Genomic DNA, 25,931 nt, shown 5'->3' with positions numbered 1-25,931 from the left:
CTGCCCCGGGGCCCCCGCGCCTCACACGCCGGCGGGGCTGGATTGGCCGGGCGGGGTGGGATTGGTCGGGCCGGCCGGAATGGTGTCCGGGCTGGTGGGGGTGGTGACGGACACAGGTCGGGGGAGGGGAATCGTGGGTATGCTCGCCGCCATGCCCCAGCCAGCTTCCGCCGCATCGCGGGACGAACCCGTCATACGGGACCGTGGTGACGCCTGCCCCGGCGCGCTGCGGCTGCACGCGGCGGACGACGGGTTCCTGGCGCGGGTGCGGATTCCCGGCGGGTTGCTCGGCGGCGCCGCGGCACTGCTGCTGGCCGATGCCGCCGACCGGCTCGGCGACGGCCACCTCGACCTCACCTCGCGCGGCAACGTACAACTGCGCGGCCTCGGCGAGAGCTGCGGCGGGGAACTGGCCGGGCTGTTGGCGGCCGCCGGGCTGCTGCCCGCGCCCACGCACGAGCGGGTACGCAACATCGTCTGCTCGCCGCTCACCGGCCTCGACCTGCTGGGCCTGCCCGATGTGTCCCCCTGGGTCGCGGAGCTGGACGCGCTGCTGTGCGCGAGCGAAGCGGCGGCCGGGCTGTCCGGGCGGTTCCTCTTCGCCCTCGACGACGGCCGGGGCGACGTGACCTCGCTCGACGCGGACGTGAACCTCGTCCCGTGCGGTGGAGGGAGCGCCCTGCTCTGGGCGGGGGACCCGAGGGAAGCCGTGCTCGTCTCCGCGCAGGACGCGCCGCGGGCCGCGCTGGTGGCCGCCGAGTACTTCCTCGACGCCGTCCGGGAAGCCGGTACCCGGGTCTGGCGCGTTGCCGAGCTGGCTCCCGAACACGCCTTGTCCGGTGCCCGGTTGGCCGAGCGGCTGGGCGATGCCGGTCTCCGCGCCGTCGTGGCGACGCCGGACCCGTCCGCCCGGTCCGCCTCGTCCGCCCCGTCCGCCCGGCCGCCCGAGCCCGGTGTCGTGCCCGGGCCCGACGGCACCGCCTCGCTCTCCCTTCTCGCGCCGCTCGGGCGGCTCACCACCGCGCAGTGGCGTCGGCTCGCCGGCCTCACGGGCCGGATCCGGCTGACTCCCTGGCGCGGGATCGTGACCCCCGGACTGCCCGGCCCCGCGGCCGCCGCCGCGCTCGCCGGCCTCGCGGACGCGGGGCTGGTCACGGCTCCCGACAGCCCCTGGCGGTCCGTCACCGCCTGTACGGGCAAGCCCGGTTGCGCGAAGTCCCTGGCCGACGTACGCGCCGACGCGCGCGCCGTCATGGAACGCGCCCGCGGGCCGCTGCCCGTGCACTGGTCCGGCTGCGAGCGCCGCTGCGGGCACCCGCGCGGCTCCGCCTGGGTGGACCTGGTCGCCACCCCCGCCGGATACGACCTCCACCTCGAAGGCCGCGCACCGCGACACGGCGTACCGGAGCACGAGCTCGCCCCCGCCCTCGCGGACGCCCGCCACGCAGATCACGTACGTGACAACCTCCCCGACTCAGTGCAGAAATGAGCGAGTACACCGTGTTCGAGTACGAGAAGGACGGCGCCGCGATCTACCGCCAGTCCTTTGCCACGATCCGCGCCGAGGCGGACCTCTCCGGCCTGCCCGCCTCGGTCGCCCAGGTCGCGGTACGCATGATCCACGCCTGCGGAATGACCGACCTCCCGCAGGACCTCGGCTACACCCCCGAGGTGGTGCTGCGCGCCCGCGCCGCGCTGGAGGCCGGCGCGCCGATCCTGTGCGACGTCCAGATGGTCGCCAGCGGGGTCACCCGCAAGCGGCTGCCCGCCGGCAACGACGTGATCTGCACCCTCTCCGACCCGGCGGTGCCGGATCTCGCCGCGAAGATGGGCACCACGCGCAGCGCCGCCGCCCTCGAAGTCTGGCGTGACCGCGGCCTGTTGGAAGGCTCGGTGATCGCCGTCGGCAATGCCCCGACCGCGCTGTTCCGGCTGCTGGAGATGATCGAGGAGGGCGCTCCGCGCCCGGCCGCCGTCATCGGCGTCCCCGTCGGCTTCATCGGCGCCGCCGAGTCCAAGGACGCCCTCGCCGCCCACCCCTCGGGGCTCGACCACCTGATCGTGCGCGGCCGGCGGGGCGGCAGCGCCATCGCCGCGGCCGCCGTCAACGCCATCGCGAGCGTGGCCGAATGAGCGCCGACCAGGCCCTCCGGGGGCGCCTGTACGGGGTCGGGCTCGGGCCCGGCGATCCGAACCTGATGACGCTGCGGGCCGTCCAGGTGATCGGCGAGGCCGATGTCGTCGCCTATCACAGCGCCCGGCACGGGCGTTCCATCGCCCGTTCGATCGCCGCGGCGCACCTGCGCGAGACGCACATCGAGGAGCCGCTGGTCTACCCGGTCACCACCGAGACCACCGACCACCCCGGCGGCTACCAGGGCGCGATGGAGGAGTTCTACGAGGCCGCCGCCGCCCGGCTGGCCGCGCACCTGGACGCCGGCCGGACCGTCGCCGTGCTCGCGGAGGGCGACCCGCTCTTCTACAGCTCGTACATGCACATGCACAAGCGGCTCGCGGACCGGTACGAGACCGAGGTCATCCCCGGGGTCACCTCGGTGAGCGCCGCCGCCGCCCGGCTCGGCACCCCGCTCGTGGAGGGCGAGGAGGTCCTGACCATCCTCCCCGGCACCCTGCCCCAGGAGGAGCTCACCGCCCGTCTCGCCGCCACCGACTCGGCGGTCGTGATGAAGCTCGGCCGCACCTTCCCCGCCGTGCGGGGCGCGATGGAGAACAGCGGCCGGCTCGCCGAGGCCCACTACGTCGAGCGCGCCACCATGGAGGGGGAGCGGACCGGCCGGCTCGCCGACACCGATCCGGAGAGCGTGCCCTACTTCGCCGTCGCCGTGGTGCCCAGCCGGATCGGCAACCCTGGCAGCGTGCCGTCCGGCCCCGGCGAGGTCGTGGTCGTCGGCACGGGCCCGGCGGGCCCGCTGTGGCTCACCCCGCAGACCCGGCGCGCGCTGGCCGACGCCGAGGTGCTGGTCGGCTACACGACGTACCTGGACCGGGTTCCCGTGAAGCCGGGGCAGATCCGGCACGGCTCCGACAACAAGGTGGAGTCGGAGCGCGCCGAGTTCGCCCTCGACCTGGCCCGGCGCGGGCAGCGGGTGGCCGTGGTCTCCGGCGGCGACCCCGGTGTCTTCGCCATGGCCACGGCGGTCCTGGAGGTGGCCGGGCAGGCGGAGTACGAGGACGTGCCCGTACGGGTGCTGCCGGGTGTGACCGCGGCCAACGCGGCGGCCGCCGCGGCCGGCGCCCCGCTCGGCCACGACTACGCCACGGTCTCCCTCTCGGACCGGCTCAAGCCGTGGGAGGTCATCGCGGAGCGGCTGCGCGCGGCCGCCGCGGCCGACCTGGTGCTCGCCCTCTACAACCCCGGCTCGCGCAGCCGCACGTGGCAGGTCGCCCAGGCGCGCGAGCTGCTGCTGGAACTGCGGGCTCCCGAGACCCCGGTGGTCGTCGCCCGCGACGTGGGCGGCGCGGAGCAGTCGGTGCGGATCGTCACGCTCGCCGAACTGGAGCCGTCCGAGGTCGACATGCGTACGATCCTGCTGATCGGCTCCTCGCAGACGCAGATCACCGAGCGGCCCGACGGGTCGCGGATCACGTGGACCCCGCGCCGCTACCCGTGAGGGCGGCCGCGTACGTCTGACCGGGTCCGGGGCGGCGAACCGCCTCCGGGCCCGGGGCCGTTCACGGGTCCGGGCCGTCCGCGGGCCCGGGGGCGGCGTCCGCGCCCTACGCGGGATCGGCGTCGAGCCAGCGCAGCGCCTCGAGGACCGAGGTCGCCTGCGGTTGGCCCTGCGGGACCGCGGGGCGGCGGACGACCAGGACCGGGATGCCGGCCTCGCGGGCGGCCGTGAGTTTGGGGGCGGTGGCCGAGCCGCCGCTGTCCTTGGTGACGAGCACGTCGATCCGGTGGCGGGCGAGCAGTTCCCGCTCGTCGGCCAGGGTGAACGGGCCCCGGTCCAGCAGCACTTCCAGGCGGGGCGGCACGGGACCGTCCGGCGGATCCACCGAGCGCACCAGGAACCAGGTGTCGGTGAGGTGCGCGAAGGTGTGCAGGCCCATCCGGCCGGTGGTCAGGAAGGCCCGGCCGCCGAGCGGGGGCAGCGCGGCGGCCGCCTCTTCCAGGGAGTCGGCGAACCGCCAGTCGTCGCCGGGGCCCGGGGTCCAGCCGGGCCGGCGCAGCGCCAGCGTCGGGACGCCCGTGAGCGCCTCCGCCTCGGCGGCGTTGAAGCTGATCCGCTCCGCGAAGGGGTGCGTGGCGTCGACCACGTGCGTGACCTCGAAGCCGATGATCCAGCCCGCGAGTCCGGCGATGCCGCCGAAGCCGCCGATACGAGTGTCGCCCGGCGGGAGGGCGGGTGCGGAGACCCGGCCCGCGAGCGAGGTCGTCACCTGGTACGAGGGGTGGTGCTCCAGTGCCTCCGCGAGGCGGCGGGCCTCCGTGGTGCCGCCGAGGATCAGGACGTGCCGGTCCGGCTCGCGGCCGGGTTCAGCAGACATGGCGGTCGCGCTCCGGGGAGTACAGGTGGCTGTCCCGGAACTGCTCCGCCCCCAGGGTGCGGCCGACCACGATGACGGCGGTGCGGACCAGGCCCGCCTCCTTCACCTGGGCGGCGATGTCGGCCAGGGTCCCGCGCAGGATCAGCTCGTCGGGGCGGCTGGCCATCGCCACGACCGCCACCGGGCACTCGGCCCCGTAGTGCGGCAGCAGCTCGTCGACGACCCGGTCCACGTAGCGGGTGGCCAGGTGCAGGACCAGCAGCGCGCCGCTGCGGCCCAGGGTGGCCAGGTCCTCGCCGGGCGGCATCGGGGTGGCCTGCTGGGCGACGCGGGTGAGGATCACCGTCTGGCCGACGGTGGGCACCGTCAGCTCCCGCTTGAGGGCGGCTGCCGCCGCCGCGAAGGCCGGTACGCCGGGGACGACCTCGTAGGGGATGCCGGCCGCGTCCAGCCGGCGCATCTGCTCGGCGACGGCGCTGAAGATGGACGGGTCGCCGGAGTGCAGCCGCGCCACGTCCCGGCCCGCCGCGTGGGCCCGTACGCACTCGGCGATGATCTCGTCGAGGTTCAGCTGCGAGGTGTCGACGAGGCGGGCGTCCGCCGGGCACTCGGCGAGCAGCTCGCGCGGTACGAGGCTGCCCGCGTAGAGGCAGACCGGGGCGGCGGCCAGGGTCCGGGCACCGCGCACCGTGATCAGGTCGGCGGCGCCGGGGCCCGCACCGATGAAGTACACGGTCATGTTCGATCCTTCTCCTTGGATGCGGTGGCCGGCTCGGCAGGCTTCGTCACCGACCACTGGGTGACCGGCATCGCCTGCCGCCAGCCCGTGAATCCGCCGACCGGCACGGCGTGCGCGACCGCGAGCTTCACCAGCTCGCCGCCGTGGCGGCGGTAGCGGTCGGTGAGGACCGCCTCCGATTCGAGGGTGACGGTGTTGACGACGAGGCGGCCGCCGGGGGCCAGCGCCGCCCAGGCCGCGTCCAGCAGGCCCGGCGCGGTGAGGCCGCCGCCGATGAACACCGCGTCGGGGGCCGGGAGTCCGTCGAGGGCCTGCGGCGCGGCGCCGACGACCACGCGCAGGCCCGGTACGCCGAGCGCCGCCGCGTTACGGGTGATCCGCGCGGCCCGCTCCGGTACGCGCTCCACCGCCACCGCCCGGCACGAGGGGTGCGTGCGCATCCACTCGATGCCGATGGAGCCGGAGCCGCCGCCGATGTCCCACAGCAGCTCGCCGGGGGCCGGGGCCAGCGCGCACAGGGTCGCGGCGCGGACGTGGCGCTTGGTGAGCTGCCCGTCGTGTTCGTAGGCGGCGTCCGGCAGGCCGGGGGTCGCGCCGAGGCGCGGTGCGGCATGGGCCGGGTCGCGGCGGCAGTCGAGGGCCACGACGTTCAGGGGGTCGCCGGGCGCGTGGTCCCAGCTGTCGGCGCGGCCGTCGTACGCGTCCTCGCGCTCGGACCCGAGCTGCTCCAGCACCCGCATCCGGCTCGGGCCGAAGCCCCGCTCTCGAAGCAGAGCAGCGATCTCGTTCGGGGTCGCCGCTCCGGCGCTGAGCACCAGCACCCGGCGGCCGTCGTGCAGCGCCGCCGCGAGGCGGGCCACCGGGCGGCCGACCACCGTGACCACCTCGGTGTCCTCCACCGGCCAGCCCAGGCGGGCGCAGGCGTACGACACGGACGACGGGTGCGGGTGGACCCGCAGGGACCGCGGCCCGAGCTCCTCGGCAAGGGCGCGGCCGATCCCGTAGAACATCGGATCGCCGCTGGCCAGCACCGCGATCCGGCGGCCCGCGTGCTCGGCCATCAGCTTCGGCACGGCCGGGCGCAGCGGGCTCGGCCAGGCCACCCGCTCACCGGCGCACTCCCCGGCCGGCAGCAGGTCCAGCTGGCGCGGCCCGCCGATCAGGACCTGGGCCGAGGACAGCGCGGAGCGCGCGGCGGTGGTGAGCCCGGCCCAGCCGTCGGCGCCGAGGCCGACGACCGTGACGGTTCTGGGGGGCGGTGCGGAGCTCACTGCGCGCTACCTCGGGGACGGGAAGGGGAAAGACGACGGACCCGCAGCCTACTGGCCTGCGGATCCGGGGCCGCGCCCACCCTCGCAAGGCCCCCGCGGCACCCCCGCGGCACCCTCGCGGCACCCTCGCGGCACCCCCGCGACGCCAGGGTCTACCCTCGGTAACCCACCGCGACACGAGGGAGCCGCCATGCCCGGCTGGAACGCCAGCAAGATCCCCGACCAGAGCGGCAGGACGGCCGTCGTCACCGGGGCCAACAGCGGCATCGGCTACGTCACCGCCCGCGAACTCGCGCGGCACGGCGCCTCGGTCGTGCTGGCCTGCCGCAGCGCGGCGCGCGGCCGGGCGGCGCTGGTCCGGCTCCGTGCGGAAGTACCGGGAGCCGAGGCGGAGTTCCTACCGCTGGACCTAGCCGACCTGGCCTCCGTGAGGGAGTTCGCCACCGCGTACGGGCAGCGGCACGCCGCCCTGGACCTGCTGGTCAACAACGCCGGCGTGATGGCGCTGCCGTACGGGCGCACCGCCGACGGGTTCGAGACCCAGTTCGGCGTCAACCACCTCGGGCACTTCGCCCTCACCGGACTGCTGCTGCGCAGGCTCCGGGAGGCCGCCCCCGGGGCCCGGATCGTGAACGTCTCCAGCGGTTTCCACGTACTGGGGAGGATCGACGTCGAGGGCGGCGGCCCGGACGCGCTCTCCGGCGAGCACGGCTACCGCCGCTGGGTCGCCTACGGCCGGTCCAAGACCGCCAACCTGCTCTTCACGCACGAGCTGTCCCGCCGCTTCACCGCCGCCGGCTCCACGATCACCGCTGCCGCGGCCCACCCCGGATACGCCTCCAGCAACCTGCACTCCGGAGCCTCGAAGGTGGAGGGGCCGAGCCTCAACTCGCGCGTGGCGGCCTTCGGCAACGCGGTCGTCGCCCAGCCCACCTCCTCGGGCGCACTGCCCACCCTGTACGCGGCCACCGCGCCCGGCGTCCGCCAGGACGCGTTCATCGGCCCGCGGTTCGGCTGGCGCGGAGCGCCGGCGCCGTCCTGGCGGGCGAAGTGGACCCTCGACGACAAGTCCGGCGAACTGCTCTGGGCGGCGTCCGAGAAGCTCACAGGAGTCTCGTACGCATCCCTCCCGCGCTGATCCGGCGGGGGCCGACCTGCACTTCCCGGGCCGGCTGCGCAGCGACCTCGCCGAGTGCGGCCACCACCGGGCCGCCCGCAACGACTCCGGACGCGGCCCGCGCGGGCGCCCCCGCCGTGAGTCCGTCCGCCCCCGGGTCGCCTCCGGGCGCCCCGGCCCGGGCCTGACCCGGGCGCCGCCCGCGCTGGAGACTCGGCGGCATGAGCGACGACGATACGGACAACCACCCAGAAGCCCACGACCACGCGGTGGTCCTCGGGGCGGTCAGGCCGGTTCGGGGCGCAGGGAGCGCCAGATGTGCTCCGGGAGGTGGCGGGCGGCCTCGGCGAGGTCGATCTCGTAGGTGCTGGACAGCCAACGGCGGGCGGCCTCGGCCAGCGGGCCCATGACCAGGACCTCGATCACGGGGGCCGGCAGCGGGGCGATCTCGCCGCGCTCCATGCGGACCCCCAGCCACTGCATGATGGCCGCGAACTTCTCCGCCTTGGCCGCGCCGATCTCCTCGGCATGGGCCGCCAGGTAGCCGGAGTAGGCGGAGGCGTGCAGGAACAGCGCGACGTCCCGGTGCTCCTGGGTGAAGGCCAGATAGGCGGCGACCCAGGAGCGCACCCCGGTGCGGGCGGTGCGGCACCGGGTGAGCGCGGCGACCATGTCGTCGCACAGCATGTCCATGCACCGGACGTACAGCGCGGCGGCGAGGCCGTCGAAGCTGCCGAAGTGGTGGTAGAGGCTGCCGAGGCTGACCCCACTGGCCGAGACGACCGCGTTCACCGTGAAGCCCTGCTGTCCGGATTCGGCGAACACGCGCAGCGCGGTGGTCAGGAGCAGGTCGACGGTGGCTTCGCCGCGTTGTTGCTTGGGAGACATGCTGCGGTCCCGTCGGTGGGCGTGGTGCTGTCCGGAATCTGCGCCACCGAGCGTAGCAAGATCGCGGAACTGGAAGAACTTTCCAGAAGATCCTTCGTGACGTCCCGCGGCGACGGGGGTCAGGGCTTGGTGGCGCGCTCGTACAGCGCCCGCGTGTCGTCACCGAAGTAGACGCTGTACGAGGTCTCGTCGTCGCCGCCCCCGTCGCGGCCGCCGATCACCCCGATCAGCGTGCGGCCGTCGGTCAGCACGGGGCCGCCGCTGGTTCCGTTGGGCACGTCCGCGCAGTCCAGCCGCAGCTGCGTCGGGCCGGCGGCGCGGGCGGTGTTGCGGCACTCCAGCGGCTGCTCGGAGTAGTTCGGGTAGCCCACGAGGCGGGCGGGCGCGGGCAGTTCGGGCCGGAAGGCGATGGTCTCGGCCCCGGTGTCGTCCTCCAGCCGCTGGCCGGGGTAGCCGGGCCGGCGCAGCCGGAGGAAGGCGATGTCGTGGTCGGGGTCCTGGTCCTCGGTCCAGCGCGGGTCGACGTCGATCCGGGTGGGCACCCAGACGCCGAACGGGGCCACGCCGTCGTGATAGCCGGGGGCGAAGGCGAGGTTGGTGCGGAAGCCGCCGCCGTACACGCAGTGGGCGGCGGTGGCGATGAGGTCGCCGGCCGGCGAGTGGACCACGACGGCCGAGCAGTGGTGGTCGGGGTCGCCGTCGGAGCCGGGGGAGAAGAGCGCGCCGATCGCGGGCTCGGCGGGGGCGGGCCGGGCCTCCAGCGGATCGGAGGGCTGCCAGCCGGTGGTCCGCCAGTTCGCCGGGGCGCCGCCCCCGGCGAAGGCCTTGCCGTCGGTCGCCCCCTCCGGGTCCTCCCGGACGATCCCGTCCAGGACGGCGCCCGCGGTCTTGTCGGCGCGTTCGGGGTCCTGCTGGTAGGTGCCCCGGGCGGGGTCTCCGTCGGCACGGTTGGCGGCGATGCCGCGCAGCTCCCAGGCTGCGTACCCGAGGCCCGCCAGGACCAGGGTGCAGAGCAGGCCGAGGAGCAGGGAGCCCCGTGCGCTCCGCCCCCGCCCCCGTTCCCGTCCCCGCTTCCGCCCGTCAACCCTGCTGGCCATCTGCTGCTCCCACCCCACCGACACTTCTGACTCCTCGTTCGATGAGGGGACGGCGGCCCGGGTTCCGGGAACCGGACGTGTCCGTGCTCACAGGCGACCGCATTGTCGTGTGCGTGTCATTCTCGGGTCTTCCGTTGTCCACACAACCGTCCTACGCTCCAGGCGACTTGTGCGTCCCACCTTGATCGACAGGGGTCAGGGTATGAGATCGCGGAAGCGGACGGCGGCTGCGGTGACCGCCCTGCCGGCGGTCGTGGCCCTCGCGTCCCCGGCGGGGGCGGCCGAGGACCTCCCGTACGCGGGATCGACGGGCGTCGGTGTGCACGACGCCTACGACAAGGCCTGCCACCAGAACCTCGCCGGCTTCCTCGCCGACATCCGCAGCCGGCACGACGCCCACCCCGGCCGCCGGCCGGTCGTCCTCAAGCCGGAGCTCAGGGACGGCTTCGCCGCCAACCCCGGGCGCGGCCCGGCCGACCTCGACGCGCTGCTGACCGGCCCCGAACTCCCGGTTCCACGCCCCTTGTCACCCGCGCGGCGCTATGGTGCGGGCGGGGGCGACCGTACGTAGGGGGGGCGGGGCGGCGATGCGTTTTCTGTTTGTCCACGGCACGGGGGTACGGCGCGAGCGGCACGACCGGCTCTTCGCCCTGGTACGGGAGCGGCTGACGGCGAGATTCCCCGACGCGGCCGTCGAACCCTGCTATTGGGGCGACCGCTTCGGCGCGACCCTCGGCGCGGGCGGCCGCTCCGTCCCCGGGCTGCGGCGGCCGGGTCCGGACGCCGAGCCCGACCCCGTGGACGCCGAGACGGCCGAGTGGGCGCTCCTGCTCGCCGACCCGCTGTGCGAGCTGCGCGTCCTCGCCGAGGCCGGCTGGGAGGGCCGGGACGGCGGGGACGGCGGCGATGCGGAGGACGACGGCTTCGCGATGCCCGGCGTCCAGCCCGCCGGGGCCGGGGTGCTCGGGCTGCTGGCCGCGGTACCACCCGCGCCGCCCCGGGCCGGGGACGAGCTCGGCGCGCTGCTCCACGGCACCGGACTCGCCGCGGGCTTCGCCGCCGCCCTGGAGACCACCGCCCGCTCCGCCGAGGCGGCCCGGGCCGGGGCACGCGCCGCCGACGAGCCGCAGGCGCGGGAGCTGGCCACCGCCCTCGCCCGGGCCGTGACCGCCGCCGCGCTGGCCCGCGCCGGAGCCGAGGCCGACTGCACCGGCGCCGAGCGGGACCGCCTCGTCGAACTGCTCACCACCCGCCTCGGCGGCGACGCCCGGGTGCCCGGCGCCCGCGCGGCCGCCGTCCTGGGCCGGCTCGCCCTGCGGGTCACCACCCAGCCCCTGCTCAACGCCTGGCGCGGCTCGCTCACCGTCGGCGCCACACCCGCGCTCGGCGACATCCTGCGCTACCAGGCCCGCGGCCACGACCTGCGCACGTTCCTGCACGCCCGGATCGCCGCCGACCCGGCGCCGACCGTACTCATCGGCCACAGCCTCGGCGGGATCGCCCTGGTGGACCTCCTCGCCCTCGCCGCCGCCCGCGGCGAGGCCGTCCCCGGGGCGGAACTGCTCGTCACCGTCGGATCCCAGGCCCCCTTCCTCCACGAGCTCGGCGCGCTGACCGCGCTCGAACCGGGCGCGAAACTCCCGTACGGCTTCCCGCGCTGGCTCAACGTCTACGACCGCCAGGACGTGCTCTCCTACCTCGCCGGGCCGGTCTTCCCCGGCGACCCGCGCGTCACCGACCACGAGGTCGGCAGTCGCCAGCCCTTCCCGGCCTGCCACAGCGCCTACTGGAAACAGGACTCCCTCTACGAGCGGATCGAACAGGCGGTGGCCGAGGCGGAGATCGGGTGACTCCCGCCGACTTCCTGCCCCCGGCCCTCGGGCCGCGGCGCACCTTCGCGCTCGTCGCCGGGGTCGAGCGCTACGAGATCAGCCACCACTGGAACCTGCGCGGCCCGGCCCGCGACGCCCTGCGCTTCGCCCGCTGGCTGACCGGCCCCGCCGAAGTGCCGGCCGGCAACGTCCGGCTGCTGCTGTCCCCGCTCGACGCGCCGGACGACCTCGACTGGACGGACACGCCGGCCATGGCCGCCCTGCGGACCGCGCACCGTCCGGCGACCGAGGAGAACGTGAAGGCGGTGCTGCTCGACGAACTCCCGCAGTGCGAAGGCGACCTGCTGTGGATCTTCTGGGCCGGACACGGCTACCTCGGCCCGCGCCAGGAGCTGATGCTGCCCTGCGCCGACGCCAGCCGCGGCCAGATCAGGCACCTCAACCTCGACTCGGCGCTGCGCTGGTGGCGGACCGACCTGGTCAAACCGCGCCGCTTCCCGCTCCAGGCCGCACTCGTGGACTCCTGCCGGGTCGACGCGCCCCGCGACGCCCGGTGGAACTTCGGCACCACCGACTACGGCGGCGGCAGTTCGGTGCCGGGCCGCCGCCAGTTCCGGCTCTACGCCTCCCGGGAGGGCGAGGCAGCGCAGAACGACGCCGAGCGCGGGGCCGGTCGCTTCACCGAGGCCCTGCTCGGCGAGATCGGGCACCGGTCCCTGCGGGAGAGCGTCAGCGGGCTGCCCGGCGCCGCCCTCAGCATCCACCGCTCCTTCCAGGAGCTGCGCGAGCGCGGCGAGGGCTGGCAGCTGCCGCAGTTCGTGGTGGACCGGGACTGGGACGCCTGCTCCTTCCTCGACGACGGGCCGCCCGGGCCCCGGCCGCCCCGCGCCGCCCGGCTCGACCAGCCCGCCTGGGACGGGCTCGGGGAGCTCTTCGAAGGCCGCGAACTGCCGCGCGGCGCGCACGAGGCCTACACCTGGGCGTTCAAGGTGGCCGGCTGCACCACCCCGGTGGGCGGCGGCCTGCCGGGGGACAGCCTCCTGGAGGTGGTCCAGGACCTGGACGAGCGCCAGGGCGGGCGCGGCGGGATGCCGCTGGCCGTGCCCTTCGTACGGTTCCTCGCGGAGCGGGCCGCCAAGGCGGGCGACGAGGCCTGGGCGGGCCGGCTGACGGACTGGGTGCACGCCACCCGTGAGCGCCTCGGCCTGCCCGCGGTGCCCAAGCCCCCGCCCGCGCCGCACAGGACGGTCGTGCACGTCCGGCTGGAGGCGCCGCCGGACGGCGGCCCCGGCCACCTCGCCCGGATGTGGCTGCGCGGCGAACGGACCGAGCACATATGGGAGTCCGAGGGCGCGCCGGTCCGGCTCGACGCCGTACGGGAGGAACTCGTACGGCAACTGGCCCTCATCGGGGCGACGTCGGACGGGAGCGGGGAGGCCGGCCGGCGGACGTACCGCGCGGTGGACCGCGTCGAGTTCCACGTGCCGTACGAACTGCTCGACGCCGACTTCGACCAGTGGCCGGTGCCCCGCGGCCCGCGGGGCCGGGCCCACGCCCTCGGCCAGCTCCACCAGGTGGTGGTGCGCTGCCCGCAGGAGCGGGCGGACACCCGGGCCGAATGGCACACCTCCTGGCGGTGGCTGTGCGCCCGGGGCGGCCGGCACCCCGACGCCGTCCGGGTGGTGGAGGACTCCGAGGTCACGGACGCGCTCGGGTTGGAACTGGCCGACGGGCCGGCGCCCGCCTGCGTCCTGGCGCACACGTCGGCGGCGTCTCACGCAGTGCTGCTGGAATCCGTACTCGAAGGCGGGGTCCCGGTGGCCGTGTGGCGGCGCGGGGGCGGCGTACCGGCGCCCGCGCTCCTCGACCTGCTCGCACCGGCCGGGCCGGACGGCCGGCCCGACCCCGGCGCGCTCGACGTCCTGGCACTGCCCGCACGCGTGCGGGAGGTGCGCCGGGCGGCCGCGCTCGCCGCCGCGCGCCCCCCGGGCGCGGCTTGCGACGCCGCGAGCGCCCGTCAACCCCCGCCTGGGGGAGACCAGTTGGTGCTCCTGTGGGACGATCCCGACGACGTGCCGGGCCTCCGGTCCCTGGCCTGACCCCCGACCCCCGACCACCGACAGACCGCGACACGGACGATGGAGGCAGAGGCAGTGGCGAAGGACTGGTGGCTGTACCACGGGAGCGGCCCCGGCGAGGACCGGCGCGCCCGGCTGGAGGCCGGATCCCCGCCCCCCTGGCGGGACTTCACCGGCATTCCCGACCCGGGATACGAGCCACCCGGCTGCGAGGGACCGGCCTGGGAGCGCACCTGGCGGCGCGGCGTGGGCTACGTACCGGACGAGGCGGAGAAGGACGTGGTCAACACCGCCCTGTACCTGCGCCGGCCGCTGCTCGTCACCGGGAAGCCGGGCGTCGGCAAGTCCACGCTCGCCGCCGGCATCGCCACGGACCTGGGCCTGGGCCCCGTACTGCACTGGCCGATCACCAGCCGGACCGTGCTGCGGGACGGGCTGTACCTGTACGACGCCATCGGGCGCCTCCAGGAGGCCGGGCTGGAACAGCTGCGCACGCCGGTCGCGCACCCGGCGGGCGCCGCCGGGGCGCCCGGCGCGGCGGCCGTACCGCCTCCACCGGACCCGGCCGCCGACCCCGCCGGCGCACCGGCGGCCGTGCCCGCCGCCCCGTCGATCTCCCGCTACCTGCGCCTCGGACCGCTCGGCACCGCGCTGCTGCCGCAGGACCGGCCCCGTGTCCTGCTCGTCGACGAGATCGACAAGAGCGACATCGACCTGCCCGGCGACCTCCTCACCGTCTTCGAGGACGGCGGCTTCCAAATCCCCGAACTCGCCCGTCTCGCCCAGGAGGACCCCACCGTCGCCATCGGCACCGACGACGACCCCGAAGCCGGCGTGCGGATCACCCAGGGCCACGTCCAGTGCCGGTACTTCCCCGTCGTCGTCCTCACCAGCAACGGCGAACGCGACTTCCCGCCCGCCTTCCTGCGGCGGTGCGTCCGCCTCCACCTGGAGCCGCCCGGACCGGAGAAGCTCGCCCGCATCGTGCGCCGCCGGCTGGGCGTCGACATCGAGGCGGGCGAGGAGTACCAGGAACTCGTCCAGAGCTTCCTCGACCGCGGCGAGGACGGGGACCTCGCCACCGACCAGCTCCTCAACGCCATCCAACTGCGCCTCGCCGGCGCCTGGTCCGCCCCCGGGGACCGCGACCGCTTCCTCGCCACCGTCATGCAGCACCTGACCGGGCCCACGGCGTGATCGAGAGGCTGCTCGCCGCATTCGCCGAGGGCGCCGACGACGGCGGCCCGCGCACCGGTGTCGGCGTGGAGGAGATCGCCGACATCCTGTGGCTCGCGGCACGGGTGGACCCGGACGGGGCCCGCCCGCCCGGCATGCCCGCCGCCGACCCGACGGGCGAGCAGCCGCCGGCCCCCGGACCGGCCTCACCCGAGGCCGGCCCCGACGCCCTCCCGCCACCCGAGCCCGACCGCCCGGACGGGGGCACGCCCGCCGTCCAGCTCTTCCCGGCCGCCCCGCCCGGTGCCGCCGGAAGACCGGCCGACACCGCCGCGGGCCGCCGGGGCTCGCCCGTACGGCTGCCCCGCGCTGCCTCCCTCGACGATCCGCTCGCCCTGATGCGCTCCCTGCGCCCCGTCGGCCGGCGCTCCATCGGCGGACCCGGGGAGGAACTGGACGAGCAGCTCACCGTCGAGCGCAGTATCGAGCGGATGGTGCCGACCCCGGTCCTGCGGCCCGCCGAGAGCCGCTGGCTGGACCTGGCGCTGGTCGTCGACACGCACCACTCGATGCTGCTGTGGTCGGACCTCGTGGACGAACTCCGCGGCGTCCTGACCCGCAGCGGGGTCTTCCGCGACGTACGCACCTGGCAGCTGACCGGTACCGGACCCGGCGCCACCCCGATGCTCACGCACCGCCGCGGCGGGCCGCCCCGCAACCCGCTGGAACTGGCCGACCCCGCGGGCCGCCGGCTGATCCTCGTCCTCTCCGACACCGTGGCGGGCGGCTGGCGGGAGGCGTCCGTGCAGGGCGTGCTCCGGCACTGGTGCGCGCACAACGCCGTGGCCGTCCTGAACGTCCTGCCCGAACGGCTCTGGACGCGCGGCGCCGTCCGGCCCGTCCCCTTCGCCGTCCGCGCGGACCGGCCGGCGGCCGCCACCCGCTCCTGGCAGCAGGTCCCGGCCACCCGGCGGTCCGGCGCCGGCCGCCGCCGCGCCGCCGCCGCGGCCGTCGTACCCGTGGTCGGCATCGCCTCGGGCAGCCTGGCCCGGCTGGTGCGGGTGGTCTCCGGCGACGGCCGGTGGCGGCGGCTGGCCTGTCTGCGGCTGGACGCCGAGCCGGGGGCCGCGAACGCCCCGGAGGATCCCGCCCCGGCCGGTGCCCGCAGCGCGCTGGAGGTGGTGGAACGCTTCCGGGCGAGCGCCTCCCCGACCGCGCAGCAGCTCGCCGCGCACCTGGCAGCCGTGCCGCTGACCCTGCCGGTGATGACGCTGGTGCGGCGCTCCCTGCTGCGGGACTCGGAGCACGGCCACCTCGCGGAGGTCGCCCTCGGCGGACTCTTCGCCCCCTGGGGCGCCGAACGGGTTTCCGAGGAGGCGGAGTTCGACTTCCTGCCCGGGGTGCGCGAGGTCCTGCTCGGCTCGCAGCTGCGCGGGGACGTGGCCGCCGTACGGGAGCTGGTGCGCCGCCGCGTCTGGGAGTTCATGTCCCGCAACCGGCGACCCGCACCGGACTTCACCGCGGTCCGGGTCACCCCGGGAGGGACGGGCCGCCGCGCGGTGGCCGACGAGGCCCTGCCCTTCGCGGCCGGGCCGCCGCACGAGCCGGGCCTGCGGGACCGGGTCGTACGCGTCCGCTACGACGCCATGCCGGAGCCCCAGGAGGTCGGCACCCTGCTGACGCCACGGCTGGTGCTCACGGTCGGCGACGGCCCGCTCTCCCGGGGCGCGGTCGCCTGGGTGCGGGCCGGCGCCCGGGAGGTCTCCTGCCGCCCGGTGTGGTGGGACGACGCGCTGCCCAGGGTCGCCCTGCTGCTGGCCGACGAGGACCTGGAGGACCGGGCGGCCCGGCCGGAGCCGTTGCCCTGGGCGGAGGCGGAAGCCGAGGCGGACGCGGGGACCGCGCGGGTCCGCGTCGACGGCCTCACGGACCGGGGCGAATCCGTCGCGCTGACGGGCGAGGTGGTCCCGAACGACGGTGCCCGCAACGGCGAGCTCGTCCGGCTCTCCGCCGAGCCCGAGAGCTGGACGCACTACCGCGGCGGCCCCGTCTCCCACGCCGGCGAGCTGGTCGGCGTCGTGCACGGGGTCTGGCCGGACCGCATGGTGTTCCTGTCGGGCCGCGCACTGCGGGAACTGCCGGGCTTCCGGGCCGCCTTGGCCGAGCCCGGGCAGGAGCGCGCGGCGGAGGTCCTCGGGATCCGGGATCCCGGTCCGACGGTGTGCCTGGCCGTGCGGCCCCGCGATGACGGCGTGTATCCGACCGGAAGCTCGCCGAACCGGGAAGTGGGCGACCTCCTGATGCAGCTCATGGGGGACACGCAGGTGAGCGGGCGGCTGACCACCGGTGAAGGAGGGGAGCCGGCGGTCCTGACGCTGGACGGCCCCGGGGCTCTGGGCAAGGCGGGCCGGCTGCTGGCGGAACTTCCCCGGGTCATGGCCCTGTTCGGTGCCCGGCGGACGGACGGCATGCACCCTTCCCTTGACGTGTCCGTGGGAATCGCCGAGTTCGTCGCCGCGGTGAGCCCGATCGCGGTCCCGGCCATGGCCGATGCGGTCCGCGCCCTCCGGTACGCAGGGCTCGCGGATCGAGACCTGGGCGCGTCCGGGTCGGGATCCTTGGCTCTGGCCCTGTCCCACCGCCTGTACCTGGAACTGCGCGAGCTGGTCGGGCCCGACGTGCTGCGTCCACTCGGCACGTCCGCCGGCGGGTCGGAAGGCTGGCTGTGGACCGGCGACCCCACCGGGCTCGGGCCGACCCTCGCGGAGGCCGGTGAGCTGAGGAGCGAGGACATCGGCTGGCCGACCTGCGGCGTCGGCGCCTCGGACGCCGAGCCGGCGGGGTGCCTGGGGATCCGGCTGCCCGGACACGCCCGGTGCCTGGCCCATCTGGAGAGCGCGGAGCAGCGGGCCTACCTCGGGACGCTCGAACCGGGGTCACCTGTGGACCTGCGCGGCACCACCTTCGAGCACGGACTGCTCCAAGAAGTCCTGGAGGCCGTGCGGCATCCGAGCTCGCGGCGCGTCAGGCTCGGCCCGGCCGATTTCGACCGGGCGCGCTTCGTGGACGACTGGAACACGGTGGACGCCGAGTTCTCCGGGCGCGCCTCCTTCTCCCGGGCCGCGTTCGCGGGCCGGGCCATGTTCGTGCGCACCGCCGTCGCGGGTCGGGCCTCCTTCACCGGCGCGGTGTTCCACGGCGTCGCCGTCTTCGACAGGAGCCTCTTCCAGCGTGCGGGTACGTTCCGCCGTACGGTCTTCCGCGGCTCGGCGGAGTTCACGGACACCGAGTTCCTCGAAGGGGTCTCCTTCGGCCAGGCCGCGCTGGAGTCCGCGGCCGACCTGAACGGGATGCGGGTGACCGGGACGGCGGACTTCTCCCGCACCGTCTTCGGCGGTCCGGCCGGGCTGAGCCGTGCCGACTTCGCCGGGCCGGTCTCCTTCTCGTCCGCCACGTGGGAACGCGGGCTGGTCTCCGGCGGCGCCGTGTTCCACGGACCGGTCGACTTCGGACACGCCGCCTTCCGGGGCCGGGTCCGCTTCGAGGGCGTGCGCTTCGAAGCGAACCCGGACGCCGTGCCCCCCTTCACCGACCAGCCCGGGCGCTGGGCGGTCCGCCGACGTCTGGACGGCACGTGGGACATCCGCCTCCTCGACACCGCGGACGGGTGACCCGGCTCCTCAGGGCCCGCTGTGCGAGGCCTCCAGCCGGCGCGACGGGCGGCCGTCCACCGTGGTGAGGGTCGCCTCGATCTCGTCCAGGGCGCGGCGGGCCGTCGCGATGCGGTCCCGTACGTCCGTGTCGGTCGGCGGCGGCCCCGGCTGTTTCCGGTCGCGGTTGGCCGCGTCCTCGATCTCGCGCGCCTCGTCGAGGGAGTTGAGGACGACCCCGATGAGGACGTTCACCAGTACGAAGGAGGCGAGCAGGGCGTAGGACGCGTAGTAGACGATGCTGAGCCGGGAGATCTGCAGCCCCGCCCGGACGGCGTCGGTCAGGCCGTCGAGGGTGGTCAGCAGGAACAGCGTGAGCATCGCGCGGCCCACCGAACCGTAGTGCTGCGGGTCGGAGTCGGCGAAGCAGACCCAGCCGATCATGGCGTACACGTACAGCACCAGCGCGCCGACGAACAGGAAGCTGGCGGTCCCCGGCAGGCTGCGGCCGACGGCGATCAGCAGGATGCGCAGGTGCGGAAGGAAGCGCGCGGTGCGCAGTACGCGGGCCAGCCGCAGCAGCCGCAGCAGGGTGGTGTTCTCCCGTACGAGCGGGACGAAGGCCGAGGCCACGACCGCGAGGTCGAAGAGGTTCCACGGGTCGCGGAAGAATGCTTTCGGCCGGTCCGCGCACGCGCCGATGCGCAGCAGCATCTCCAGGCTGAACAGGGCGAGGCAGCAGTTCTCCGCGGCCTCCAGCAGCTGGCGGTGCTCCGAGGCGAGCCCGCTGTACGTCTCCATGCCCATCAGGGCGGCGTTGAGCAGGATCGCGCAGAAGACGACCAACCCGAAGGCGGGGGCCTCCGTGGCCACCCGGCATCGGGCTGCCAGCTTCATCCGGCCGCGTCCGGCCGGCTTCGGGTCTCTCATCGTGCTCCTCGTACTTTCGTCTGCACCGCGGGCGAACGGCGGCCCACCTCTCTAACGCCCCACAGCCGATCGGGTTTCATCATTTTGCGCACGTCAACGCGCCGACTCGTGCGGGTTGTCCGCCGATCCGGTCCTGGAACGCCGGGGCTACGCGAGCCCGCGCCGGACCAGGGAGATCACCTCGGGGGCGTGCTCGTTGAGGTAGAAGTGGCCGCCGGGGAAGCGGTACAAGGAGAAGGGGCCGTCCGTGTGGTCGGCCCAGGCCGCGGCCTCCTCGGCGGTCACCTCGGGGTCGCTGTCCCCGGTGAGCACCGTGATCGGGGAGGTCAGGGCGGGGCCGGGGCGGTAGCGGTAGGTCTCGGCGGCCTTGTAGTCGCCGCGGATCGCCGGGAGCACCGAGCGCAGCAGTTCGTCGTCGGCCAGGACCGCCGGGTCCGTGCCGTTCATCCCCTTGATCCTGGCGAGCAGTTCGGCGTCGGGGGCGAGGTGGACCAGCTGGTTCGCGCGCGGGCGCGAGGGGGCCCGGCGCCCCGAGGCGAACAGCGCCACGGGCGCGGGATCGCCGGCCGCCTCCATCCGCCGCGCCACCTCGAAGGCCAGGGACGCGCCCAGGCTGTGCCCGAACAGCGCCACCGGGCGGTCGCACCACGGCCGCAGCTCCGCGAAGACCCGGTCCGCGAGCTCGTGCAGATCGTCCACGCACCGTTCGTGGCGGCGGTCCTGGCGGCCCGGATACTGCACGGCCAGCACGTCGGCGTCCGGGGACAGGGCCCGCGAGACGGGGAAGTAGTAGCTCGCCGAGCCGCCCGCGTGCGGAAAGCAGAACAGCCGCACGGGGGCGTCCTCGGCGGGGTGGAAGCGGCGCAGCCAGGCGCTGGTCGCCGTCAGGGTCGAAGAGGTCAGGGTGGTACGGGTCATCGTCGGTCGGTGTCCTTTCGGGGGGGAGGCGGTCCGGCTCACGGGTCGGTCCGGCTCACGGGTCGGTCCCGCTCGCGGGTCGGTCCGGTTCATGCGCCGGTCCCGCTCACGGCGCGGTCCAGGTGCCCGGCGGGCGCCAGCCGCGGGCGGGACCCCAGCCGGCCCGGGCCGGTCGCGCGGCCCCGGCGCCGTCGCCCGGCCGCCGGGCGGCGGCGAGCAGCGCGAGGAGGACGGCGGCCAGTTCGGTGCCGTCCGGTGCGCCGCGCACGATCTTCACGTGTGGTTCGGCCCGCTCGCCCATCGCGCTCAGAACGGCGGATTGCCGTGCTTGCGTTCGGGCAGCGGCACGTGCTTCGCCCGCAGGACCTCCAGTGCGTCCGCCAAGACCTGCCGGGTGGCGGCCGGGTCGATGACGTCGTCGACGAGGCCGCGCTCGGCGGCGTAGTAGGGATGCATGAGTTCCTGCCGGTACTGCTTGACGCGCTGCGCGCGCGCCGCCTCCGGGTCGTCCGAGGCGGCGATCTCCCGGCGGAAGACGACGTTGGCCGCGCCCTCGGCGCCCATGACGGCGATCTCGTTCGTGGGCCACGCGAACGACAGGTCCGCGCCGATCGAGCGGGAGTCCATGACGATGTAGGCACCGCCGTACGCCTTGCGCAGGATCACCTGCACCCGGGGCACCGTGGCCGCGCAGTACGCGTACAGCAGTTTCGCGCCGTGCCGGATGACACCGCCGTGCTCCTGGCCGCTGCCCGGCAGGAAGCCCGGCACGTCCACCAGCGTCACCAGCGGAATGCTGAAGGCGTCGCAGGTCTGCACGAAGCGGGCGGCCTTCTCCGAGGCGTGAATGTCCAGCACCCCGGCGAGCGAGGCGGGCTGGTTGGCGACGATCCCCACCACGTGGCCGTCCAGCCGGGCCAGCCCGCAGACGATGTTGGTCGCCCAGTGGGCGTGGACCTCGAAGAGATCGCCGTCGTCGACGATCTCCTCGATCACCGCCCGCATGTCGTACGCGCGCGCCGGATCGGCCGGCACCAGCTCGGACAGCGCCCCGGTCCGGCGGTCGGCCGGGTCGCCGGCCGGCACGGCCGGCGGCATCTCACGGTTGTTGGCGGGCAGCAGCGACAGCAGGTGCCGTACCTCCTCCAGGCACTCCTCCTCGGTGTCGTAGAGGAAGGCGCTCGCACCCGAGACGGAGGAATGGACCTGCGCGCCGCCGAGATCGTCGTGGCTGATCCGCTCGCCGGTCACCGCCTGCACCACGTCGGGGCCGGTGATGTACATCTGCGCGATGTCGCGCACCATGAACACGTAGTCCGTCAGCGCGGGGGAGTACGCCGCCCCGCCGGCGCACGGCCCGAGCATCACGCTGATCTGCGGAATCACCCCGGACGCCGCCACGTTGCGGCGGAAGATGCCGCCGTACCCGGCGAGCGCGGTGACCCCCTCCTGGATCCGGGCCCCCGCGCCGTCGCTGAGCGACACCAGCGGCGCGCCGGCCGCCAGCGCGAGGTCCATCACCTTGTGGATCTTCTGCGCGTGGGCCTCGCCGAGCGAGCCGCCGAAGATCCGGAAGTCGTGCGCGTACACGAACACCCGGCGGCCCCCGACCTTGCCCCAGCCGGTCACCACGCCGTCGGTGTGCGGTCTGCGGTCCTCCAGGCCGAAACCGGTGGCCCGGTGCCGGCGCAACTGCTCGATCTCGCGGAAGGTGCCCGGATCGAAGAGCAGGTCGAGGCGCTCGCGCACGGTCAGCTTGCCGCGGGCGTGCTGCGCCTCGGAGGCGCTCGGGGACGGGCCCAGCTCGGCGGACTCCTTGATCGCTCCTAGTTCGGCCACTCGGACACCGACATCGGCAACTGTCATGCTCCACCCGTTTCCTCGGCCATCGGGGCGCACCGATGGCGGCCCCTGGGCAGTGCCCGCCATTGAAGGCGGCCGGGGGGCGCGCGGAGAACACCGACCACCCCCCTGACCGGGATAGGGGTGCCGTCCGCGGGTCCGCGGAAGCGGGCGGCCGCGGGCGCCGCGGGCCGCGCGGGCGGCGGGCGCAAGCGCCCCTTAAGGACCTGCGCGCAGGATCCGGGGGAATCGAGGTCCGCCATTCCACGGGCCCGCTGACCCGAGGGGATGCCGCGGATGTCACCGTCACGCTTCGCCACCTTCACCGAACTCCTCCGGGTTCGGGCGGCTGAACTCGCCGACGAGGACGTACACGTCTTCCTCCGCGACACGGCCGGCGGCGTGGAGGCCGAACACCTCACCTACGGCGAACTGGACCGCGAGGGCAGACGGATCGGAGCCTGCCTGCGGGAACACGGGGCGACCGGGCAGCCGGTGCTGCTGGTCTACTCCTCCACCGTCGAGTTCCTCAAGGCGTTCGCCGGCTGCCTCTACGCCGGCGCCATCGCGGTTCCCGTACCCATGCCGGGCGAGGCCGGCCGCGACAAGCGGCTCAACCGCACCACCGCCGTGCTCAAGGACACCGCCGCGAAGGTGGTCCTCACCGAGACGGCCGCCGCCCCCGAGGTCGCGCTGTGGCTCGCCCGCAACGCCGGCCCCGACGCGCTGTGCGTGGTCAGCGACGTGCCCGGCATCGGCGACGCCGACGCCTTCCAGCCCGTCAACGCCCGCCCCGACGACCTGGTGTTCCTCCAGTACACCTCGGGCTCCGTCTCCGAACCGCGCGGCGTGACCGTCTCGCACCGCAACCTCCTGGCGAACCAGGCCGCCCTGCAGAAGGTCCTCCGGACCACCCGCGAGGACGTCTTCGGCAGCTGGCTGCCCTACTTCCACGACATGGGACTGGTCGCCCACCTCCTGCACCCGGTGTGGCTCGGCGGCCACAGCGTCCAGGTCACCCCGCTGTCCTTCGTCAAGCGCCCGCTGCGCTGGCTCCAGGCCATCGACGAGTACGGCGTCACCGTCGGCGGCGGCCCCAACTTCTCCTACGACCTGTGCGTGCGCCGCGTGAAGGACGAGCAGATCGCGGCGCTCGACCTGTCCCGCTGGCGGCTGGCCCTCAACGGCGCCGAACCCGTACGCCCCGAGAGCCTCGACGAGTTCGCCGAACGGTTCGCCCCGGCCGGATTCCGCCCCGAGGCCCTCTACCCCTGCTACGGACTGGCCGAGGCGACCCTCGTCGTCTCCGGCGGGGTCCCCGGCACCCCGCACGTCCGCAGGGACTTCGACCGGACCGCTCTCCAGCGCGACCAGGTGCTCCGCGCCGGATCCGGACAGGACGTCAAGACCCTGATCGGCTGCGGCACCCCGGTCGACATGGAGGTCCGCATCGTCGACCCGCTGACCCACCGCGAACTGCCCGCCGGCGCCGTCGGCGAGATCTGGCTGCGCGGCTACAGCGTGGCCCGCGGCTACTGGCGGCGGCCCACCGAGACCGCCCACACCTTCCTCGCCAGCCTCAACGGCGAGGAGAGCAACTTCCTGCGCACCGGCGACCTGGGCATGCTCGAAGACGGCGAACTGTTCGTCACCGGGCGGCTCAAGGAAGTCATCATCATCAACGGCCGCAACGTGTACCCGCAGGACATCGAATGGGCCGCCCGGACCGTCAGCCCCGCGCTGACCTTCGGCGCCGGCGCCGCGTTCTCCGTGGACGCCGGCGGCGAGCAGCTCGTCCTCGTCCAGGAGGTGCGCGGGGCGGGCAGCGCCGAACTGCGCACCGTCGCACAGCGGATGCAGGCCCTGATCGGCAAGGAGTTCGAGATCCCGGCCGGCAACGTGCTCCTGGTGCGCCCCGGCACCGTACGCCGCACCAGCAGCGGCAAGGTCCAGCGCACCCTGATGCGCAAGCTCTTCCTCGACGGGGTCCTGCACGGCGAGTACGAGGTGCTGACGCCGGACGTGTACGCGCTGGCCCGCGCCGAGGACGTGCTGTTCGGGGAGGACCTGCTGCGGCCGGAAGGAGCGGACGGAGGAAGACGGTGGTGACGTCGCTCCTCGGCGACCAGGCAGTGGCCCAGCACCGCGAGAGGACCGTCCGGGCCCGGGTGGCCGAGCTGGAGGAGCTGTTCGGCGACCCCTCGGACCCGGCCAACCCGGTCGGCTACACCGCGCTGCTGGAGGCCGACCGGGCCGCGGTGCCCTTCGCCGCCGGCGAGGCGCTGCTCGACGGGTTCGGCATCACCGACGAGTACATCCCGCGCGCCCTGGGCGGGCGGCTCGACGGGATGGACACCCTGGTCAGGATCATGCGCCCGGTCTTCCGCCGGGACGTGGGCCTGGCCATGGGCCACGGCATGACCACCTTCATGGCGGCCTCCGACGTCTGGACCGCCGGGAACTCCCGGCAGCGGCACTGGCTCGCGGGCCTGCTGCGCGACGGCGGCAAGGCGGCCATCGCACAGCACGAGACCGCCCACAGCAACGACTACGTACGCAGCCAGGTCACCGCCCGCCGCAGCGGCGACGGCTATCTGATCAGCGGCGGCAAGCCCATGGTCAACGACCTGGAGCGGGCGGGGGCGCTGGTGCTGTTCTGCCGTACCGACCCGGCCCCCGGCAGCCGCAGCCACTCGGTGCTCCTCCTGGAACCCGGGCAGCTGACGGACGCACGGGCCGCGGTGACAGCCCGCCGGACCCCCGTCGGGCTGCGCGGCTGCCGGTTCGCCGGGGTCGAGTTCGACGACTGTCCGGTGCCCGGCTCCGCCCTGCTCGGCCCGGAGGGAAGCGGGATCACGACCGCCCTGCGGTCCTTCCAGATCAGCCGGACCGTGATCGCCGCGACGGCCGTGGCGGCCCTCGACACCAGCCTGCGCACCGCCGTCCGCTTCGACCGGGAGCGCTCCGGTGGCTGGCAGGCGGGCGGCCGCGGTGACGGCGGCCGCACCGGCGCGGCGCTCACCAACGCCTTCGTCAACCTGCTGCTGTACGACGCCCTCTCCGTCGTCGCCACCCGGGCCCTGCACCTGCTGCCCGCCGAGACCAGCGTCTACTCGGCGGCGCTCAAGTACCTGCTGCCCCGCGTGCTCACCGAGGCCATGTACGACCTGTCCATCGTGCTCGGCTCCGGCTTCTACACCCGCGAGGGCACCCTCGGCATCTTCCAGAAGCACGTCAGGGACGTACCGGTGCTCAGCCTCGGCCACGCCGGGACCGTCGCCTGCCAGGCCACCGTCATCCCGCAGATGCCGCGGCTGGCACGGGCCTCCTGGTTCGTCGAGGACGAGGCGCCCGCCGGGCTGTTCCGGCTGCGGGGCGACCTGCCGCCGCTGCGGACCGACCGGCTCAGCCTCGCGTGCGGCCGGGACTCCCTCAGCGCGACCATGCTCGCCGTCAGCGCCGGCATCGACGGCACCGGCCCCGTCGAGAGCGCCCTGCGCACGCTCGCCGGGCAGCTCGTCGAGGAGTTCCGCGACGTACGGGCCCGGGTGCTGCGACTGGACGCGGCCGGCGCATCGGCCACCGCCCAGCCCGCCAAGTTCGCCCTCATGGACCGGTACGCGCTGCTGCTCGCCGCGGCCGCCGTGCTGGGGCTGTGGGACCAGGGCCGCTACGGCCCCGACCCGTTCCTCGCCGACCCGTCCTGGGCCGCCGCCGCACTCCACCGCATCGCCCGCCGGCTGGGCACGCGCGTCGCCGATCTGCCGGCGGAGTGCGAGACCCGGATCCGGCACGAGGTCCAGCTCCGCTTCAGCACCCAGATCAGCTACGACCTCTACTCCACGCCCCTCCCCGGCTGACCGGTCCCCCGGCCGGCCGGCGGA

At 75.0% G+C, this 25,931-nt stretch carries 20 protein-coding genes; 11 read left to right on the top strand and 9 right to left on the bottom strand.

Annotation, left to right across the window (positions count from 1 at the left end; all coding sequences use genetic code 11):
- The first annotated feature begins 151 nt into the window (after positions 1-151).
- The 3 genes from cobG to IF88_RS0122875 are packed head-to-tail and all read left to right on the top strand — an operon-like array spanning position 152 to position 3,632.
- Positions 152-1,489, top strand: coding sequence for a precorrin-3B synthase (cobG, locus tag IF88_RS0122885; protein WP_234323656.1), 1,338 nt, complete (start codon positions 152-154; stop codon positions 1,487-1,489).
- The gene (locus IF88_RS0122880; RefSeq protein WP_078893060.1) at positions 1,486-2,133 is read left to right on the top strand and encodes a precorrin-8X methylmutase; all 648 of its coding nucleotides are present in this window, start codon (positions 1,486-1,488) and stop codon (positions 2,131-2,133) included. The genes cobG and IF88_RS0122880 overlap by 4 nt, the downstream gene beginning before the upstream one ends.
- The gene (locus IF88_RS0122875) at positions 2,130-3,632 is read left to right on the top strand and encodes a precorrin-2 C(20)-methyltransferase (RefSeq protein ID WP_030715528.1); all 1,503 of its coding nucleotides are present in this window, start codon (positions 2,130-2,132) and stop codon (positions 3,630-3,632) included. The genes IF88_RS0122880 and IF88_RS0122875 overlap by 4 nt, the downstream gene beginning before the upstream one ends.
- Positions 3,633-3,738: 106 nt before the next feature.
- Here IF88_RS0122875 and IF88_RS0122870 read toward each other — a convergent pair whose 3' ends face one another.
- The 3 genes from IF88_RS0122870 to IF88_RS0122860 are packed head-to-tail and all read right to left on the bottom strand — an operon-like array spanning position 3,739 to position 6,519.
- Positions 3,739-4,509 (bottom strand): cobalt-precorrin-6A reductase, encoded by a 771-nt coding sequence (locus tag IF88_RS0122870; protein ID WP_030715525.1) that lies wholly within the window; start codon positions 4,507-4,509, stop codon positions 3,739-3,741.
- Positions 4,499-5,248, bottom strand: coding sequence for a precorrin-4 C(11)-methyltransferase (gene cobM / locus IF88_RS0122865; RefSeq protein WP_030715523.1), 750 nt, complete (start codon positions 5,246-5,248; stop codon positions 4,499-4,501). The genes IF88_RS0122870 and cobM overlap by 11 nt, the downstream gene beginning before the upstream one ends.
- On the bottom strand, positions 5,245-6,519 hold the full coding sequence (locus IF88_RS0122860) for a bifunctional cobalt-precorrin-7 (C(5))-methyltransferase/cobalt-precorrin-6B (C(15))-methyltransferase (protein ID WP_037806703.1): 1,275 nt from the start codon (positions 6,517-6,519) through the stop codon (positions 5,245-5,247). Before IF88_RS0122860 ends, cobM begins: the two co-directional genes overlap by 4 nt.
- Positions 6,520-6,709: 190 nt before the next feature.
- Here IF88_RS0122860 and IF88_RS0122855 point away from each other — a divergent pair, with 190 nt between their 5' ends.
- Positions 6,710-7,657, top strand: a complete 948-nt coding sequence (locus IF88_RS0122855) for an oxidoreductase (protein ID WP_030715520.1) — start codon at positions 6,710-6,712, stop codon at positions 7,655-7,657.
- Between the two features lie 264 nt (positions 7,658-7,921).
- On the opposite strand, the gene IF88_RS0122850 is transcribed toward IF88_RS0122855, so the two are convergent.
- Complete coding sequence (locus IF88_RS0122850) at positions 7,922-8,524, bottom strand: TetR/AcrR family transcriptional regulator (RefSeq protein WP_030715518.1); 603 nt, start codon at positions 8,522-8,524, stop codon at positions 7,922-7,924.
- 119 nt (positions 8,525-8,643) lie between these two features.
- Positions 8,644-9,621, bottom strand: a complete 978-nt coding sequence (locus tag IF88_RS40675; protein WP_078893064.1) for a trypsin-like serine peptidase — start codon at positions 9,619-9,621, stop codon at positions 8,644-8,646.
- A 202-nt stretch (positions 9,622-9,823) separates the two neighbouring features.
- On the opposite strand from IF88_RS40675, the gene IF88_RS0122840 reads away from it, so the two are divergent.
- The 5 genes from IF88_RS0122840 to IF88_RS0122820 are packed head-to-tail and all read left to right on the top strand — an operon-like array spanning position 9,824 to position 18,378.
- Positions 9,824-10,192, top strand: a complete 369-nt coding sequence (locus IF88_RS0122840) for a hypothetical protein (protein ID WP_158754516.1) — start codon at positions 9,824-9,826, stop codon at positions 10,190-10,192.
- Between the two features lie 16 nt (positions 10,193-10,208).
- Positions 10,209-11,471, top strand: a complete 1,263-nt coding sequence (locus IF88_RS40670; protein ID WP_051837372.1) for a hypothetical protein — start codon at positions 10,209-10,211, stop codon at positions 11,469-11,471.
- On the top strand, positions 11,468-13,552 hold the full coding sequence (locus IF88_RS49075; protein WP_030715506.1) for a caspase family protein: 2,085 nt from the start codon (positions 11,468-11,470) through the stop codon (positions 13,550-13,552). Before IF88_RS40670 ends, IF88_RS49075 begins: the two co-directional genes overlap by 4 nt.
- A gap of 54 nt (positions 13,553-13,606) precedes the next feature.
- Complete coding sequence (locus IF88_RS0122825; protein WP_107050603.1) at positions 13,607-14,728, top strand: AAA family ATPase; 1,122 nt, start codon at positions 13,607-13,609, stop codon at positions 14,726-14,728.
- Positions 14,725-18,378: an SAV_2336 N-terminal domain-related protein gene (locus tag IF88_RS0122820; RefSeq protein WP_030715500.1), complete on the top strand. Its 3,654-nt coding sequence runs from the start codon at positions 14,725-14,727 to the stop codon at positions 18,376-18,378. The genes IF88_RS0122825 and IF88_RS0122820 overlap by 4 nt, the downstream gene beginning before the upstream one ends.
- A gap of 9 nt (positions 18,379-18,387) precedes the next feature.
- On the opposite strand, the gene IF88_RS0122815 is transcribed toward IF88_RS0122820, so the two are convergent.
- The 4 genes from IF88_RS0122815 to IF88_RS0122800 all read right to left on the bottom strand — a co-directional run bounded on the left by IF88_RS0122815 (position 18,388) and on the right by IF88_RS0122800 (position 22,071).
- Positions 18,388-19,287, bottom strand: a complete 900-nt coding sequence (locus IF88_RS0122815) for an ion transporter (RefSeq protein ID WP_051837370.1) — start codon at positions 19,285-19,287, stop codon at positions 18,388-18,390.
- A gap of 147 nt (positions 19,288-19,434) precedes the next feature.
- Positions 19,435-20,205, bottom strand: coding sequence for a thioesterase II family protein (locus IF88_RS0122810; protein WP_051837368.1), 771 nt, complete (start codon positions 20,203-20,205; stop codon positions 19,435-19,437).
- 106 nt (positions 20,206-20,311) lie between these two features.
- Complete coding sequence (locus tag IF88_RS0122805) at positions 20,312-20,482, bottom strand: acyl-CoA carboxylase epsilon subunit (protein ID WP_158754514.1); 171 nt, start codon at positions 20,480-20,482, stop codon at positions 20,312-20,314.
- A gap of 29 nt (positions 20,483-20,511) precedes the next feature.
- A complete protein-coding gene (locus IF88_RS0122800) occupies positions 20,512-22,071 on the bottom strand; it encodes an acyl-CoA carboxylase subunit beta (RefSeq protein ID WP_051837366.1) in 1,560 nt (519 codons plus the stop codon).
- A 273-nt stretch (positions 22,072-22,344) separates the two neighbouring features.
- On the opposite strand from IF88_RS0122800, the gene IF88_RS0122795 reads away from it, so the two are divergent.
- Together IF88_RS0122795 and IF88_RS0122790 are read left to right on the top strand one after the other, a co-directional pair.
- Positions 22,345-24,156 carry a fatty acyl-AMP ligase gene (locus IF88_RS0122795; protein ID WP_037806700.1) on the top strand — a complete coding sequence of 604 codons (1,812 nt, stop codon included), beginning with the start codon at positions 22,345-22,347 and terminating at the stop codon, positions 24,154-24,156.
- Positions 24,153-25,907 (top strand): acyl-CoA dehydrogenase, encoded by a 1,755-nt coding sequence (locus IF88_RS0122790; RefSeq protein ID WP_051837390.1) that lies wholly within the window; start codon positions 24,153-24,155, stop codon positions 25,905-25,907. The genes IF88_RS0122795 and IF88_RS0122790 overlap by 4 nt, the downstream gene beginning before the upstream one ends.
- The last annotated feature ends 24 nt before the right edge of the window (positions 25,908-25,931 follow it).

Source organism: Streptomyces sp. NRRL F-2580 (assembly GCF_000720115.1).
Taxonomy (GTDB): Bacteria; Actinomycetota; Actinomycetes; order Streptomycetales; family Streptomycetaceae; genus Streptomyces.
This window is presented reverse-complemented; position numbering and strand designations above follow the sequence as displayed.

Coding starts and splice junctions, on each gene's coding strand:
- IF88_RS0122875 (WP_030715528.1), top strand. CDS start 2,130: ATGAGCGCCGACCAGGCCCTCCGGGGGCGCCTGTACGGGGTCGGGCTC.
- cobM (WP_030715523.1), bottom strand. CDS start 5,248: ATGACCGTGTACTTCATCGGTGCGGGCCCCGGCGCCGCCGACCTGATC.
- IF88_RS0122880 (WP_078893060.1), top strand. CDS start 1,486: ATGAGCGAGTACACCGTGTTCGAGTACGAGAAGGACGGCGCCGCGATC.
- IF88_RS0122815 (WP_051837370.1), bottom strand. CDS start 19,287: ATGAGAGACCCGAAGCCGGCCGGACGCGGCCGGATGAAGCTGGCAGCC.
- IF88_RS0122840 (WP_158754516.1), top strand. CDS start 9,824: ATGAGATCGCGGAAGCGGACGGCGGCTGCGGTGACCGCCCTGCCGGCG.
- IF88_RS40675 (WP_078893064.1), bottom strand. CDS start 9,621: ATGGCCAGCAGGGTTGACGGGCGGAAGCGGGGACGGGAACGGGGGCGG.
- IF88_RS0122810 (WP_051837368.1), bottom strand. CDS start 20,205: ATGACCCGTACCACCCTGACCTCTTCGACCCTGACGGCGACCAGCGCC.
- IF88_RS40670 (WP_051837372.1), top strand. CDS start 10,209: ATGCGTTTTCTGTTTGTCCACGGCACGGGGGTACGGCGCGAGCGGCAC.
- IF88_RS0122850 (WP_030715518.1), bottom strand. CDS start 8,524: ATGTCTCCCAAGCAACAACGCGGCGAAGCCACCGTCGACCTGCTCCTG.
- IF88_RS0122795 (WP_037806700.1), top strand. CDS start 22,345: ATGTCACCGTCACGCTTCGCCACCTTCACCGAACTCCTCCGGGTTCGG.
- IF88_RS0122870 (WP_030715525.1), bottom strand. CDS start 4,509: ATGTCTGCTGAACCCGGCCGCGAGCCGGACCGGCACGTCCTGATCCTC.
- IF88_RS0122800 (WP_051837366.1), bottom strand. CDS start 22,071: ATGACAGTTGCCGATGTCGGTGTCCGAGTGGCCGAACTAGGAGCGATC.
- IF88_RS0122855 (WP_030715520.1), top strand. CDS start 6,710: ATGCCCGGCTGGAACGCCAGCAAGATCCCCGACCAGAGCGGCAGGACG.
- cobG (WP_234323656.1), top strand. CDS start 152: ATGCCCCAGCCAGCTTCCGCCGCATCGCGGGACGAACCCGTCATACGG.